Source organism: Acinetobacter bereziniae (assembly GCF_016576965.1).
Classification (GTDB): domain Bacteria; phylum Pseudomonadota; class Gammaproteobacteria; order Pseudomonadales; family Moraxellaceae; genus Acinetobacter; species Acinetobacter bereziniae.
In genome coordinates this window covers 2,023,087-2,039,258 of sequence record NZ_CP066119.1, presented here as the reverse complement: position 1 = coordinate 2,039,258, position 16,172 = coordinate 2,023,087, and the positions used below count along the sequence as shown (strand labels likewise).

At 35.3% G+C, this 16,172-nt stretch carries 15 protein-coding genes and 1 tRNA gene; 8 read left to right on the top strand and 8 right to left on the bottom strand.

What is annotated here, in order from left to right:
- The first annotated feature begins 82 nt into the window (after positions 1–82).
- The 3 genes from I9192_RS09460 to I9192_RS09450 all read left to right on the top strand — a co-directional run bounded on the left by I9192_RS09460 (position 83) and on the right by I9192_RS09450 (position 3,332).
- Positions 83–1,189 (top strand): OmpW/AlkL family protein, encoded by a 1,107-nt coding sequence (locus I9192_RS09460; protein ID WP_042088622.1) that lies wholly within the window; start codon positions 83–85, stop codon positions 1,187–1,189.
- A gap of 457 nt (positions 1,190–1,646) precedes the next feature.
- Positions 1,647–2,177, top strand: a complete 531-nt coding sequence (locus I9192_RS09455; RefSeq protein WP_004831114.1) for a porin family protein — start codon at positions 1,647–1,649, stop codon at positions 2,175–2,177.
- A gap of 129 nt (positions 2,178–2,306) precedes the next feature.
- On the top strand, positions 2,307–3,332 hold the full coding sequence (locus I9192_RS09450; RefSeq protein ID WP_004994718.1) for an IS30-like element ISAba125 family transposase: 1,026 nt from the start codon (positions 2,307–2,309) through the stop codon (positions 3,330–3,332).
- 242 nt (positions 3,333–3,574) lie between these two features.
- On the opposite strand, the gene I9192_RS09445 is transcribed toward I9192_RS09450, so the two are convergent.
- Complete coding sequence (locus I9192_RS09445; protein WP_005029434.1) at positions 3,575–4,159, bottom strand: TetR/AcrR family transcriptional regulator; 585 nt, start codon at positions 4,157–4,159, stop codon at positions 3,575–3,577.
- A 134-nt stretch (positions 4,160–4,293) separates the two neighbouring features.
- On the opposite strand from I9192_RS09445, the gene I9192_RS09440 reads away from it, so the two are divergent.
- Complete coding sequence (locus I9192_RS09440) at positions 4,294–5,493, top strand: MFS transporter (RefSeq protein WP_005029436.1); 1,200 nt, start codon at positions 4,294–4,296, stop codon at positions 5,491–5,493.
- Positions 5,494–5,771: 278 nt separating this feature from the next.
- Here I9192_RS09440 and I9192_RS09435 read toward each other — a convergent pair whose 3' ends face one another.
- Positions 5,772–6,362 (bottom strand): hypothetical protein, encoded by a 591-nt coding sequence (locus I9192_RS09435; RefSeq protein ID WP_005029437.1) that lies wholly within the window; start codon positions 6,360–6,362, stop codon positions 5,772–5,774.
- Between the two features lie 365 nt (positions 6,363–6,727).
- Positions 6,728–6,804: transfer RNA gene (locus I9192_RS09430), tRNA-Ile, on the bottom strand.
- A 574-nt stretch (positions 6,805–7,378) separates the two neighbouring features.
- Here I9192_RS09430 and I9192_RS09425 point away from each other — a divergent pair.
- Positions 7,379–8,188 carry a siderophore-interacting protein gene (locus I9192_RS09425; protein ID WP_005029438.1) on the top strand — a complete coding sequence of 270 codons (810 nt, stop codon included), beginning with the start codon at positions 7,379–7,381 and terminating at the stop codon, positions 8,186–8,188.
- Between the two features lie 896 nt (positions 8,189–9,084).
- Here the strand turns inward: I9192_RS09425 and I9192_RS09420 are convergent.
- The 4 genes from I9192_RS09420 to I9192_RS09405 form a co-directional block, all read right to left on the bottom strand.
- Positions 9,085–9,675 (bottom strand): Type 1 glutamine amidotransferase-like domain-containing protein, encoded by a 591-nt coding sequence (locus I9192_RS09420; protein ID WP_005029441.1) that lies wholly within the window; start codon positions 9,673–9,675, stop codon positions 9,085–9,087.
- 154 nt (positions 9,676–9,829) lie between these two features.
- Positions 9,830–10,609 (bottom strand): TIGR03915 family putative DNA repair protein, encoded by a 780-nt coding sequence (locus I9192_RS09415; RefSeq protein WP_005029442.1) that lies wholly within the window; start codon positions 10,607–10,609, stop codon positions 9,830–9,832.
- Entirely contained in the window at positions 10,610–11,869 is a 1,260-nt protein-coding gene (locus I9192_RS09410; RefSeq protein WP_005029443.1) for a putative DNA modification/repair radical SAM protein, read from the bottom strand.
- 240 nt (positions 11,870–12,109) lie between these two features.
- Entirely contained in the window at positions 12,110–12,532 is a 423-nt protein-coding gene (locus I9192_RS09405; protein WP_009583960.1) for a PACE efflux transporter, read from the bottom strand.
- A gap of 92 nt (positions 12,533–12,624) precedes the next feature.
- Between I9192_RS09405 and I9192_RS09400 the strand changes: the two genes are divergently transcribed.
- The 3 genes from I9192_RS09400 to trmB all read left to right on the top strand — a co-directional run bounded on the left by I9192_RS09400 (position 12,625) and on the right by trmB (position 15,153).
- Positions 12,625–13,533, top strand: a complete 909-nt coding sequence (locus I9192_RS09400) for a LysR family transcriptional regulator (protein ID WP_005029445.1) — start codon at positions 12,625–12,627, stop codon at positions 13,531–13,533.
- 154 nt (positions 13,534–13,687) lie between these two features.
- The gene (locus tag I9192_RS09395; RefSeq protein WP_004831126.1) at positions 13,688–14,242 is read left to right on the top strand and encodes a lipocalin family protein; all 555 of its coding nucleotides are present in this window, start codon (positions 13,688–13,690) and stop codon (positions 14,240–14,242) included.
- A 194-nt stretch (positions 14,243–14,436) separates the two neighbouring features.
- Complete coding sequence (gene trmB, locus I9192_RS09390; protein WP_004831127.1) at positions 14,437–15,153, top strand: tRNA (guanosine(46)-N7)-methyltransferase TrmB; 717 nt, start codon at positions 14,437–14,439, stop codon at positions 15,151–15,153.
- A 59-nt stretch (positions 15,154–15,212) separates the two neighbouring features.
- Here trmB and I9192_RS09385 read toward each other — a convergent pair whose 3' ends face one another.
- Positions 15,213–16,058, bottom strand: a complete 846-nt coding sequence (locus I9192_RS09385; protein WP_227567283.1) for a hypothetical protein — start codon at positions 16,056–16,058, stop codon at positions 15,213–15,215.
- Positions 16,059–16,172: the final 114 nt, after the last annotated feature.

Genomic DNA, 16,172 nt, shown 5'->3' with positions numbered 1-16,172 from the left:
ACTCTACTTGTTGATTATTTTGTGTAATTTTAAATAACTCATTGTCAAGAAGACAATGATGATCTTTAAAAGGATGAATCTAATGAAAACAAAAAAGATGTTTCAAAAAGCCATCGTTACAACTTCTCTATTGTGTCTTACAGGGGTTAGCCAAGCTGAAGATTTTAAACGCTTTTCAGTTTCTACAGGCTGGCTACATATGACGTCTATGGGAAAAGCGCAGCCATTTAGAATCAATACTTCGGTTGGTGCGAATACAAAAGCAGCGGTGGGTGTAATTTCAGGGCAAACAATTTTGGATAATGTGGATCAATCTCGTATTGATGCGATGGACCCAACACTCATCGAGTTACTTAATACGCCCAGTAGTACAGAAGGTCGATATTTATTTGATGATTTACTCGAAGTTATCATGGCTGATGACCCCACTTTGATTGATCAATTAACAGGAATTGCTGAAATCAATGGCATTGCCAATTGGACATCAAATGCAGGTTTAGAAGTTGAAGATGTTGATACACTCGGTTTGATGTTTACCTATAATGTTACAGACAATGTTGCTGTTCAGCTGATTGGCGGTGTCCCACCTAAAGTTGATTTAAAAGGCAAAGGTGCTGTTTATGCACCCTTCACCGCAACATCTCAACCTCTTCAAGGCTTGGTTGGTGATCTATACTTAAAGAACAATCTTTTGATTACAGATTTAGATCGCTATAACACTGCTGCTTCTGCCAGAGCTTGGACACCCGCAATTCAAGCACAGTATTATTTTGGAAAATCTGGTGTCAATAAATTTAGACCTTTTGTTGGCGCAGGTGTTATGTATGCCTATTTCAATGATATTAAAATCAATTCAGGAATTAAAAATGATTTGGTCAATGCGGGGCATATGATCCAAAATATTCATGATGGTCAGGCAGGTGCTTCACTTGAAGGCAAACCATCAAGTGGCAATATGAAAGTTAAGGTCGATGCTACAGATGCACTTGCACCTATCGTCACGGCTGGATTTACCTATGACTTTAAACCAAACTGGTTTGCTACGGCATCTATTTCATATGCTAAATTAGATAATACAGCGACAATCAGTGTGGTGAATACCAATAACAATGCAAAATTAATCCAAGCGAAAACTAAAATCGAGATTGATCCACTGATCTCATACGTTGGTGTTGGTTATCGTTTCTAATTTTTAACATATAAAGTAATAAAAATTGAAGTCATTTTTTATATTCGATAAAGGAATGACTTCAATTAGGATTTAAAAAATTGGACTCGAAAATGAATTTGCATTTATTCGCTAAAAACCTGTAGGTCAAACGCATTGGCTATCGTATTTCATCTTCATACAGCGAAAATAAAGCAAAATTGCGCATAACAAATAATTTTTCGGCTTTATTAAAATACTTGAATAGTAAAATTAAATAGAACAACAAAAAATAAGATAATAGGTGAAATTCGGCTTAAACAAAACTATTTAAACCAATAAAACTCGACTACTTATCAAGCAAATAAAAATATTAAGAACAATCATTTTTCTAAATTTGTTGCAATTTCGTGACAATACTCTCATTATATGCAAAATTTTTAAACAGATATTGATCATTAAAAATTTTAACTATACTTAACTAAACTTTGGAAAAAAGATGAAGAAATTACTTTTAGTATCAATTTTGGGTGCTCTATCAGTAACTAGCCATGCAGCGAATACTGAAATTCAACCTTATGTGGGTGCAGGTTATACATATTTAGATAATGATGTTGATATTCACTTTTTGGGACTCAATGCTGGTGTTCAATTCAACCAATATATTGGTGCTGAAGCATTTTGGAACAAATCAGTAAATGACATCAAATTTGATGAAGACTTTGAAGAGCTAGGCGTAAGAACTGATGCAGATGTTCAATATTATGGTGTTGCTTTAACGGGTAAATATCCTTTAGAAAACAATTTTTATGCTAAAGGTATGATTGGATATACACGTGTTGATCTTGATGTAGATGCTCAATTTTTAGGTTATAAAGTATCTGAAAGTGAAGATGATTCAGGTGTGATTATTCAAGCTGGTGGCGGTTATAACTTTACCAAGAATATTGCAGCTGAATTAGCATACACATACATTAGCGCTTTTGATGGCTTTAATGGTGTGAATCTTCAATTAAAATATAACTTCTAAGTTAACAATAAGAAAGAAGGATAAATATCCTTCTTTCTTAAATCACAAAGTAAAATAAAAACGATATACATCATTGGCAGAGTAAAACTTGAAGTGCGACATAAACCACCTAATTAATTTAAAGGGTTTATGGAGTATATAAAATTGTCATACCATCATCTTAACTTTGAAGATCGTACTGCATTAATGCTTGAGTCAAGAAAAGAAGGCTTTTCAGCCAGAAAATTTGCTGAACTCATTAAAAGACATCCTAGTACGATCTATCGTGAGCTTAAAAGAAATAGCATCAATGACGTTTATCAAGCTCGATATGCTTCTGATAACACCTTCGCTAGACGTAGACGTGGTCACAGAAAACTCAAAATCGATTCAATCCTCTGGAAATTTATTGTTGAAGCGATCCGTTGTTTATGGTCTCCTCAGCAAATAGCAAAGCGTTTAAAGACATTTCCTGATTTGGATCAAACAATGAATGTAAGCCATACAACGATTTATTCAACGATACGAGCATTACCAAAGGGTGAGTTGAAAAAAGACTTATTATCCTGTCTACGTCATGAAAATAAAAAGCGAAAAGCTAACGGTGAACCTAAAAAAGATTCTATATTACAGGATATTAAAACTATTCATGAGCGCCCAGCCGAAGTTCAAGAAAGAAAAATACCGGGTCATTGGGAAGCTGATTTAATTAAAGGTAAAGACAATAAAAGTTCGATAGCAACACTTATTGAACGAAATACACGGCTCTGTATCTTGGCAACATTACCTGATGCAAAGGCAGAATCAGTGCGCAAGGCTTTAACTGAAGCTCTGAAATATTTACCTGCAGAACTGCGTAAAACGTTGACCTATGACCGTGGACGTGAGATGTCAGAACATAAAATACTCGAAGAAGATTTAGGCATAGATGTATATTTCTGTGACCCACATTCACCCTGGCAAAAAGGCACATGCGAAAATATGAATGGTTTAATTAGGCAATATTTACCTAAAGGGATTGATTTAAATCAGGCAGATCAGCATTATTTAAATCAAGTTGCCATGTCACTGAATACTCGTCCTAGAAAGGCGTTAGATTGGCTTACACCATTAGAGAAATTTGCTCAGCTTGTTGATTATCATATGGCTTTTGAAACTGTCGCACCTCATGTTTGAATTCGCCATTCATCATACTGATCGTTTGATATGAGTTAGCGATTCAAAACACCAATAATTACTTAAATAAAATTTTTTAGGTAAATTTCGCTCAGTCAATTTATTTTATTCATCTTATAAATAATGACGAATTTAAAAGTAGCGATAGCAAGCATAATAGACATGCTGCTTCAGTATCAAATTTAAACTCGTGTTTTATAAAAAACTTAGATATTGCACAAGATTTAAAACACATCATAATTTTACTTGATCAACAATCCCCGTAATAATAAATCTAAAGCTTCTCGTGCATGTATTGATCTTTGTACATTATCTCCCCCTTCAGCAATCCAAAATGCAGCTTCTGTTAGACTGCCATAAATTAAAGAAGCAATTGCTTGTGGGTCAACGGGTTCAATCACATTCTCTTGGAGAAGTTTTTCAATGAGTTCTTGCATCGAATCAATACAGTCTTTTTGTGACTCTAATGAGCTTCCTCCTAAAACAGCGCGGGCATCACGAAGGACAATACGTTGGAATTCTGGTTCTAAAGCCATATCTAAATAACGATGACAACGTTGACTAAAACCAAGCCAAGCATTTTCAGCATGATCAGAAATAAACTGTAGCTGATGATCCATCTCACTATCAATTTGCTTCACAACCGCTGCTAATAGTCCTTTCTTATCTCCGAAATGATGATAGAGCGCTCCACGGGTAAAGCCTGCTTGAGCAGTCAGGTCATCCATTGAGGTCTCTGCATAACCCTTTTCACTAAATACTATACGTGCCATTGCAATCAAAGCTGCACGGGTTTCTTCCATTTCAGCACGGGTGCGACGAACCATAAAAAAACTCCTTACATACATTTCGTATGAATATTTACATACGCCTCGTATGATTGTATGCTTTATTCATACGCAGCGTATGTATTTTACAAAATCCTTGTATCTTTACAAGAAATCATTTTTAGGAAGACCGAATGATTGATGCATATCGAGAATTATTTTTAAAACCCCATACGACCACATTCACGATGGCTGGTTTAATTGCACGTATCGCTTTGCCGATGAGTAGTATTGGAATCATCCTTATGATTTCGCAGTTGTATGATAGTTATGCCCTTGCAGGTTTAGTGTCGGCTACATTTGTCCTCACTTATGCGCTTATTTCACCACAAGTATCAAGGCTCGTTGATCGCTATGGACAAAGAGATATACTTCCAATCGTAACGATCATCTGCACAGTTGGCTTTGTTATCTTAATTTATAGTGCTTGGAAGCAAACTGGCAATTGGTGCTTATTTATTGGAGCATTTTTAGCAGGTTTTATGCCAAGCATATCGGCAATGGTGAGAGCCCGTTGGACAGAACTTTATCGTGATCACCCCAGATTACAGTCGGCTTATTCCTTAGAAACAGTACTTGATGAAGTGTCATTTATTATTGGACCTCCCTTATCTGTAGGCTTATCTATCATTTTATTCCCTCAAGCCAGCTTAATCGTTGCAATCTTATTACTGATTATTGGCGTTATTATATTGGTTCTTCAACGTGCAACCGAACCCCAATTGGACGATTTAAATACCCATCTGCCGAATTCTGGCTCGATTATCAAACTTGCAAATATACGTTTACTGACTTTACTTATGCTGAGCATGGGCGTTATTGTCGGTACAGTGGACATCGTGAGTGTCGCCTTTGCTGAAGCAGTTTCTCAACCCGCTGCTGCAAGTCTAGTCCTCTCTGCTTATGCTCTAGGATCATGTATATCTGGTCTGTGGTTTGGTGCACTTAAGCTGTCAATGCCCTTACATCGACTTTTATTATGTGGCGGTGTAGCTACAGCCATCGCAACCATTCCCTTAGCTTGGATTAACAGTATCGCTATTCTGACTTGTGTTGTATTTGTGGCTGGAATATTTTTCGCACCGACGATGATCGTGGCAATGTCACTGGTAGAACGTCTTGTCCCGAAACACCGCTTAACTGAAGCAATGACATGGTTATTGGCTGGTTTAAATATTGGTGTAGCATTAGGCGCAGCAAGTGCAGGGCAAATGCTTGATCGCTATGGTTTAGAATATGGATTCTTGATCGCCTTGGGTGCGGGTGCAATCGTATTCATCCTTGCACTATTTGGAAATTATCGTTTAAGACATCATGAACAATCGTCAGGTTAAAATCATTCAAAATAGCTTGTTCACAACTCATAAAAATAGGACATCAGACGTGAATCATATTGATATCAAAAATTCATTGTTCCTTAGGGCGATAGTTAAGATAAAGCTTTTTTGCATTGAATGATGTTTTTTAAAGCGCTTTTCGACAGCTAATATTCCATTTTACAAAACTGGTGAACTTCAAAATCATTTAAATTGAAGTTCATTTCTCAGTATTACTATTTAAAAAATCTATAGATTCAAATATCTAAAATAAACCACGCTCAAGTTTTTCTTGGTCATTTTTTTGCTTTTAAACAATCCGTCGCCTGATCCAACTTAAACAGCTCATAGATCAGTTCATTTTTTTCTGGCATTGTAAAATCAATTTTAACTTTTTCTGGAGAATCAAACTGATGGTAACTTATTGTAAATTTTTTAGAATGGATTAACTCTCCCATCAGTCCACAGGATTCCTGCGGATCAGTTGCAACAAATAAAATTTGTATTGCTTTTAATCCCTCATCCGCAAAGTCTGTTGTTTGCAGTTTCTGATTGATACCATTATCCATACTGATATATATCGGCTTATTGGAATCAATAAATCGAGCAGTTTTACTTACTCCTGAATTAGCAGTCAAAGCGACGGAAAGAGTTAAAAATACTGCTTTTTCAGGATAACCCAGTGCTTTCGCAAAATTACCTTCTTTTTGGTATAGCCGAATTGCCTCATGACCAGAGTCACTGTAAAGCCTGAAACTATCAATCGCTTTAAAGTTATCCGAGATAATTTGCTTCTCCCAATCATTTGCATAACAAAAAGTTACTGCCATTGAAAGTTGGAGTAAATAAACTAATTTAACAAGTGTGGATATTTTTGTTGGCATCATTTAATGCAAGTACTCTTTTCTAAATTTGGAAATAATCAGCTAAACTCAAGGTCCACTTATTGATTTAAATGTTTGATTCATAAGAGAAAAGGTCAAACAACAGAAAGTCCAAATTCCCCCAAGCCTTTTCGTTTTCCACACGCTTTACGCCTCGATGTTCTAGATCATAGAAGATTCATCTTCATCGTAGATCGAGTGGAAAGCCGAAGTGCTAGAAAACGTTTAGTTGGGTATAAATTTACATGTGGGATATAGAACAACGGACTATCGAACGGATGGACCACAAAATAGACCGAAAAATCCGATGGTCTAAAAATAACAGGCAATAAAAAACCCCATAAATCAGTGATCTACGAGGTTTGATATGGTGGGCCCGCCCAGACTTGAACTGGGGACCAACGGATTATGAGTCCGCTGCTCTAACCAACTGAGCTACAGGCCCTATAAATACTGACGATAGAGTATTTTCGAGAAAGAATACTAGCGAAAATAAAATTGAATTACAAGAACTTTAACAACAACTTAGATTTAATGCATGTTTTTTGAACATTAGAGAGAGAATTCAACGAATTATGACAAAGCAACTCTACTTTGCAATATCGATTACACCAATATGACTAGTGAGGATTTTTACGTTTATCTAAATAAACTTCCAACCCGCTCCATAAACAAATCAAAATAAGGACAAAGATCATCACAATAAAAAAGGTCATAAACACACTGCAATCCTTTTGCGCATTGTTAAAATTTTAAGCTCGTTGCTTAACTAAGACTAAAGTCTAAAACATTCAATATCGATAGTGAATATGAGGTTGGTTGTTTTTAAAACAAAATAAATCTTATGCTATTGTTTTTAATTATTAATTTTGGTTTTCTTCATTTAATCACGAAGATAAGACACAAATTTATTCACCCTACTGACTTTTTAAACTTTGGAATTATTACTGTAATAGTGGCACTTCTATTCAAAAACATATACGATAATGATAATTGTTATTAATTGAGCAATATGAATCATGGCTTTGAATGCACATCGTACTTTTATTCAAGTGAAGGAAAAAATATATTTAGGTCCCAACTATATTCGTATCATTTTTGACTGTGTAGATACGGATAAATTCAAACATACAAGTATTGGCGATAACAATAAAGTCTTTATTCCAAGACCTGACCAAAGTGAAATAGAGCTTCCAGATTTTGATTTTGATCAACGTAAATGGATCGTCAACAATCCTACCCTTATGCCAGAAATTCGCACATATACCCATCGTGATATTGATCTAATCAATAAAACTTTAACCATTGAGTTCGCAATGCATGGTACAGATACGGTTGCTTGTCATTGGGCTGATCGTGCGCAACGAGGTGATCAAATTGGTGTCACCATGTCTACTGCGACACGAGACTTGATTCCCACTGGGCTTCAACATTATCTGATTATTACGGATAGTACAGGTTTAGCCGTTACACAAGCAATTTTAAAAACATTACCTGCAAGTAGCAAAGCTTATGTGATTGCAGAAGTACCAACTATCGCAGATCGAATCGAATTAAAAACGCAAGCTGATTTAGAACAAATATGGTTATATAACCCTACGCCCTTGAAGCAAAGCTTATTGGCAGATGAGTTAGCGAAACATCCTGAGCTGATCAATCTACCGCCGAGTCGTTATGCACACATCACTGCTGAATTACAAGCTGTACGTGCTTGTCGGAATATTCTCAGAAAACAAAGTGACTGGGGGAAAGAAGATTGTTATGCATGCTCATATTGGCAAATTGGTAAAGCAGACAGTGAGCGATTTTCTAAAGTTGTTGATGATTGAAATAATGTTGTGAGTCCAATATCTCAATTGATTTATTACAGTGCAACTGATTGAAGTTCAAACAAAAGTCTCTATGCTCGTTCTCTGTGTAGAGACTTTAATCATTCAGTGTAAATTAAAATATCGGTGAATAGGCATCTGGCATAAATCAAAAAAATGAGACTGGTTTGTGATTGTGAATCATTTCAACATTTCAAGTAATTTCCTCATTCAAAAAAGTACAAATTAATCATTATTTCATATTTAATGATAGAGCCAATTTATTAAAAACTCATACCGTAAAATATGACTTACCTTGATCAATAAAAGCGATGTAATGAAAATCTTGTTGAATAACAAAAATCTTTCGTTGAGCGAGCAGGCTTATAAAAAACTCCGACCTAATAAAATAAAAAGTATCACAATCAATCTTCCAATTACGCTTTTAATATGTTCAAGTCTTAATCACAATATTTCATGGCTTTATTCTTTGATAAATTTAACTGTATATGATGCAATAACACACAAGAATAATTACGAAACTCGTATTCCTTAATCATTTTGTCCTGTATGAGCTCAATCCGAATCTGGGTTTCTAAATAATCTTTGAAAAAATCTACCTGATTCAAACAAAACATATATTTTTGCTGATGATTCTCTAAGTTGTGCAAACTTGATTGATACACTTTGCTTGTCAACACATCGTTTACATTTCCGTTTGCATATAAAAACACAATATCAAACCTTGAGAAATCGTCAGAATTGAATATGGCTTGGGGCTTCAGCGCACATATATTTTGATTCACGCGTTCATATTTAAAATCTTGGATATATTTCTTTTTACATCCCTGTACAATCAAACAAGAACTTAAAATTATAATCAAACCACAATATTTCATCGATGACCTAAAAAATAATCAGTTGATATAAATAAATTGCTGGTTGGTGAGTGGAACTAAAACCTGTTTAGCATAAAACTCATTGAATATCTGTGTGGTAATTTCTGAAAATGGTTCATCTTTAAAATGCGGTAAAATTGAAAAATTGATCAATCCCAATCCTTGAATATCCTGTAAATAAGGTGCTTTTGAAGTATCATCCATTGTTCTGATATATTCTAAATCTTGTCCCAATACGATAGAGCCAGCGGAACTGCCTATATAAGGTTTTCCCTGATTGATCAACTTTGAAATGACTTTATCAGCCTGAGATCGTTTTAATTCTTGTAAGAGATAGAAGGTATTCCCTCCTGAAACAAAGATAAAGTCATTCCGATTTAGCGTCGCTTCAATTGACTGGATGTCTTGCTCATCTATATTTAAAACGTCAACCTGAATGCCTAGCTTTTCAAAGGCTTTTTTATCATCTTCGACATAAAATGTAATTGATTCAGGCTTACTTGCAGTCGGAATAAATGTAACAGACTTACCGATTAGAGGCTGATCAATATGCTGTGCAAAATCCAAATAAACATCCGCAAAAGAAGCTGCTAGAAAAAGGTTTTTCATGATGAACGCTCTATTTTCAGGTTGTATTAAAAAATATTGTTAATTTTTAAAATAATTCAAAATCTTAAATGAAGACAATAAATCTAGATATTCAAATCAGTCCAACTTCATCATAGCACAGCACTGCGACGGATTTTATGTAAAAATACAATGCTCAAATCAGTTTCTCATTCATATAGCGCCAATAACGTTTTGGAACATATTGAATATGAAGTTTGATATTTTTACGTGCCGAAATATTGACACTATTAAAATAGTCTTTCCAAAGTTGGTCATAAAGGATTTCATCGTCATCCAGTTCAATACTAAAATCTTGACTGGTCCCCTTAGCAATATTTTGATCAATCTCAAATACATTCATACTGACTTGATGAATATTTTTTAAGTCATAATAAATGCCAAAATTCCGCAACTCATCATAAATGAGCCAACGTTGATCTTGATATCTTGTTTTGAAGTGCCTTTCAATCAATGGAAGAACATTGAAATCAGGACGTACCAAACTTAAAAATAATTCATCTTTACACTTTTTGAAACGGACAAAAGCCTCCATACGGTGCTTCTCACGCCCCACTTGTTTCGCCCATTTAGAAACAGCAAGCACATCTGCATGACCATAATCAGCATCGACACGTCGATGTGATGAAAACACGTAGATACTCAAATTAAACAAATGTTGAAATGCACTTTCCTGCTCAGATAAAAAAGTATAATAAAAATTACGCAATGTATTAGATGAAACCTTTTGCTTAAATGCCTTCCACACGCGATCAGCATGAATTTCATTAGACTCAATAAAAATCGTTTCATCCAATAAACTGGATTGAAGACTATTTTGGCTGGCTATCAAGACATCCAGCTCTTTAAACTGAAATGCACGAAACACACAGCATAATAAGCCAGTCATCGTTCCATCAAAAATATACTTTGCCATTTAAAATAAAAGGGCCAACTGTGGTGAAAGTTGTTGCGTATATTTTGATTGACCAGTTTGTAATATTTGATGACGAATCTGACTCGGTGATTGATCCTTTACAAACGCAGGCGTATCAGCACAACGGATAAAATGGACAGCACGATTATATGCAATACCCATTTTCTTAATTTGATCGATATGAATCTTACCAAAGCGTCGAGCCTGAATAATTTTTTTGGCTGAACGTACACCGATACCAGGTACGCGCAATATCATACGATACTCAGCACGATTGATGTCTACAGGAAATTGCTCAGGATGTCGTAATGCCCAACTCAGTTTGGGGTCGATATCCAAATCTAAATTCGGATGTTTTTCATTGACAATTTCTGTTGCCTCAAAACCATAGAAGCGCATTAACCAATCAGACTGATATAGACGATTCTCACGTAATAGTGGCGGTGCAGAACCAACAACAGGCAATGCTTTTTCTTGGTCATTGATCGGAATATATCCTGAAAAATAGACCCGTTTAAGTTTAAATTCTTTATAGTGATGATCTGCCATGAGAATGATATCTTGGTCTGTTTCATTGTGTGCTCCCACAACCATCTGTGTGGTTTGCCCTGCCGGCACAAACTTCGGCACAGACTTTATAATTTTTCTCTCATCTTTAAACTGAATTAATCGATCTCGTACAATGCCTAAGTCTTTTTGCACTTCTCCATGAGTTTTTTCTGGTGCAAACTTTTTTAGCCCTTCTTCGGTCGGCATTTCCAAGTTAATACTCATACGATCAACATAAAGCCCAGCTTCATGAATGATTTCTTGTGACGCACCTGGAATGGTTTTAAGGTGAATATAGCCATTAAAATTTTCTTCTAGGCGTAGTTTTTTCACCACCTGCAACATACGTTCCATGGTGTAATCAGCAGATTTAAAAATTCCTGAACTTAAAAATAGCCCTTCAATATAATTTCTTCGGTAAAAATTAATGGTTAAATCCACGACTTCTTGCACAGTAAATGCCGCTCTTTTGACATCATTTGAGCGCCTAGAAACACAATAAGAGCAGTCAAAAATACATACATTGGAAAATAAGATTTTAAGTAAGGAAACACATCGCCCGTCTTCGGTATAGCTATGACAAATACCAGAACCAGTATTTCCAAGCCCTTTATCCTTGTTTTTACGTTGACTTCCACTGGACGAGCATGACACATCATACTTTGCAGCATCTGCCAAAATTTGCAATTTTTCTCTGATACGTTCTGTCATGACTTAAACTCAATTTTACCAATGAATTTTAGTCATTATATAAACTCTGAAGGCTGTAAAATATTGATCTAATCATCATCACGACATGAGCTGACGTATAAATTATAATCCATTATTTTTACAGTAAATTATCAACTCAAACTTTTAGATAAAAACTAGAAATATACGATGAATTTAAAATATTTAAACGTTGCCCATTCATGTTGATGGGCAAACCTCAATAGTAAAATCAATGTTCTTCTAAGCTTGCGCTGAAAGTGGCAGTCCAAAGATGCGATCAAATGACCAGTTAAAAATAAATGTATAAATAGGAATAATGACAATCAATGCCGCATCCAACAGAAAAGCATCAAGAAAACTGATTTTCATCCACCAAGCAATCAAGGGGATTAAAAACACAATTAAGGTCAGTTGGAAGCCAATAGCATGAACAATACGACGTTTTACCGTACGTTGACGTGAAAGTTGACGTTTTTCCCAAGCCTCAAAAATAAGGTTATAAATAAAATTCCAACTCACAGCAATGGTCGTAATAAAAATCGCCAATGGACCCGTATGACTCAATTGAGTCCCTGAAAGTAATGCAAGACCTAAAGATGAAATTGTCAATCCGATGATTTCATAACTACTCACATAAATCACTCGACGTTTAAACCCTTGCATAAATCAATCTCAATTTTTTAAGAAAGGCTATTTTAATTTCAGTTATAATAATAGATAAAGATAATAGCTTTCAGTTGAGCTGATACCAAACTATGAATTTCACCAGTGAAAATATTGAATTGTTTGTCAAAGTGATTGATACAGGTTCTTTTTCAGCTGCCGCTCGTGCCCTGAATAGGGTTCCATCAGCAGTAAGCATGGGAATCGCCAATATTGAGGCTGAATTAGGCTTACAACTCTTTGAAAGAACACCAAGAAAAGTCATTCCAACAGCAACTGCACTGGCATTAGCCCCACAAGCTCGCATTATTTCTGAACAATTAAAACAACTCAGTAAACATGCTTATGAACTTTCTTTAGGTCTAGAAAGCATATTAAAAATAGGTGTGGTATCGGATGTAAATAATCAGAAGCTTTTGCGTGCAATTGATCAACTCGCCTGCAAATATCCGTTATTAAATATTGAAATCATTACTGCGCCACAAGATGATATTTTACATTTATTGTACTCTGAGCAAATCAGTATCTGTTTGGCAGGTTCTGGGCAAAATATTAAAATACAAGAACATTTGCAATTGGTTAGTTTGGAAACCGTCGTTGCAACTATTTCTGCTCAACATGATTTAATCACTCACCACAACCACCCTATTTATATCGAAGATCTGATCAATATTCGTCAAATTATTGTGGCGAGTACCGATTTAGATATTACTGACTTAAGACCAGTAATTGGTGCATCTTACTGGAGGACCAATAATCTACAAACAGCTATTGATATGGTTGAAGCAGGTTTAGGATGGGGAAACTTTCCATATTCACTGGTCAAACCGTATATTGAGGAGGGGCGTTTAATTCAAATTAATTTTAAAAATACTTATAACCAACTTTCTGTCCCGATTTATTTGATTTGGCTAAAAGATAAAGCACTCCCTAAAGCTACTCGAGAACTGATCGAATTGATCAGACAAAGTTTAGATCAGGATAGCTGCCATAATGCTTAAATTTAACGATCAAATATAGCCTAAAATGAAATTGAGAAGTTTCTAAATCTCATCCTTCAATTACATGACTTGTAAGTAAATTTACAATAGATAATCCACATTTACCCATCATTAGGTATATTGATTGAATGATCAAAACAGATAAGGCTTTGTTATGAATAATAAATTAAGGGTATTTACCTTAGTCAGTGGAATTGCATTACTTAGTGTTGCTGCACTCGCTCATTCAGAGCATGAAAAAATCCCAACAGCTAAAGATATCAATCTAAATAAATACTTGGGGCAATGGCATGAAATCGCTCGCAAACCCCTCTATTTTCAGAAAAAATGTGATTATAACGTAACTGCTCATTATTCATTAAATGAAAATGGAAGCATTAGAGTGGATAATACTTGTTATAGTCAAGATGGAAAACTTCAGCAATCGATTGGGGTCGCTAAAGTACAAAATGCACCTGTAAATTCAAAATTAAAAGTTACATTTTTACCGAAAGCTTTACGTTGGTTACCTGTAGGACGCGGTGATTATTGGATTCTAAAAATCGATGAAGACTATCAAGTGGCTTTAGTCGGAACACCTAATAAAAAGTATCTTTGGTTACTCAGCCGTTCTCAAAAACTAGATCCTGTAGTTGTTGAAGAATATTTAAATTATGCACAACACTTAGGCTATGACTTAAAAGATTTAATTTACACCAAGCAAAAATAGTAAAGACTTGGAAAATTTATAAAGGCATGCTTGTTAAAACGGCGAATGAACAAAATTTCAAGCATCGAATTTTTATTCATTCAGCATCAGTCTCGATTTTTTGCTTGAATACAATCAGTCTGACCATAAAAAATTTGACTTGGCATGCTCAGGACTTACAATACGCCTTTTAGATTTCCAGTATTACCAAAATCATGTCAAACGATCAAATCGAAGCACAAATTGTTGACTTAGACAATTTGCAAGAACACCGCGAAATTGTGACGTTTATGCGCAGATCGTCGCCGCTCAATACTTCACAACGTACTGCACTTGAGCAACATCGTGAGTTAATTTTGGAATACCCTGTTGGCGACTTGCGACAGCATTTTGAACATCCGGAACGCCCACTGACTGTAGAAATTGGTTTTGGTATGGGGCGTTCTTTAGTGTTGATGGCAAAAGCCAATCCTGAGCGTAACTTCGTTGGAATCGAAGTTCATGTTCCCGGTATTGCGCAGTGCGTTTATGAAGCAGGTATGGCAGAAGTCAAAAATCTTCGTGTTTTAGATGCAGATGCAATTCAAGTGCTTCGTGAAATGCCTGATAATAGTATCAATACTGTTCAACTTTATTTTCCAGATCCATGGCAGAAAAAACGTCATTTCAAACGTCGTTTTGTGTCACATGATCGTATGCCATTGGTGGAAGAAAAACTTGAAATTGGTGGTACTTTTCATGCTGCAACAGACTGGGAACCGTATGCTGAATGGATGCTTGATGTCTTGGATAATCGCCCCCGCCTAGAAAATCTTGCTGGGAAAGGCAACAGTTATCCTCGTCCAGAATGGCGCCCACAAACTAAGTTTGAACGCCGTGGAATTGAATCAGGTCATAAAATCAATGACTTTATTTTCAAAAAAATCAACTAAATCAGAATTTCTTCGCCATCAAAAAAGCTGTAACAATCGTTACAGCTTTTTTACGTCTTTTACATCGTCAAGCTCGATACGGACTTGAATTTCGGGCTCAGCACATTGTTCTGTAGTTTTGTTTGCATGTATTCAGCATATACAGACAATTTTTCATAAATGTGCTCAGAATAAAACATATCTTCAACTAAGTTTTGCGCTCGATAATTATCATAAAGCCCTAATAAAGTTAAAATCCTCGCATTCATTTCAGAGAATTCTCGGCATAATGCCATGTGCGTAGCATCTTTATATTTAAAAAGCAGTTGTTGCATATTTAAGTCATGTGCTTGGTATTGAAATGAGCTCTGTAGTTGATGATCCTGTGGACGAATCAGAAAAATTCTAATTCTGAAATAACGCTCAATTTCATATAGTCCCTGGATGTCGATTGAATAATCTGTAATTAAAAAAATGGTCTGTATTTCAGACAGTGTCAGCGCTTTGAACAACTCAAAACAAATAAAATCCTGCTCGATTAATGCTTGATCCTGAAAATCAAGACGTAACTTTAAGCTTTCTAGGACAGTTTCATCTTTTTCAGTTAAATTTATGGTTTTTTCAATTTGATAATAAGGCTTGAGTAGACTTTGGAGTTGGTCTGTTAGTGGTGAAGTGTACAAAACGGTTTGATTTAAATTTGCCAAAATAAACGGCGCAAACAAATAGGCAAAGTCTGTTTGTTTGGTGGTCATTTCAGATTGGATAATCAATATATGTCTTTTTTCAGAAAACTCACGCAAAACTTTGGCACGTAATAATGTTGCTTCAAAGTTAACAAATTTCTGATTTAAATGATTGATCACTGTCGTTGAACAAGCATGATCAGATAAAAACTGTGTAAGCACATTCAACTGAGCTGTCATAAACATTTCTCTAACTCACTTTCTACCACCTCAAGTAACAGTATTCTGAAAAGAAATCATAAATAAATATAGTCACAAATATTTATAAAAAATATATAACAGATAGAGCTAAAA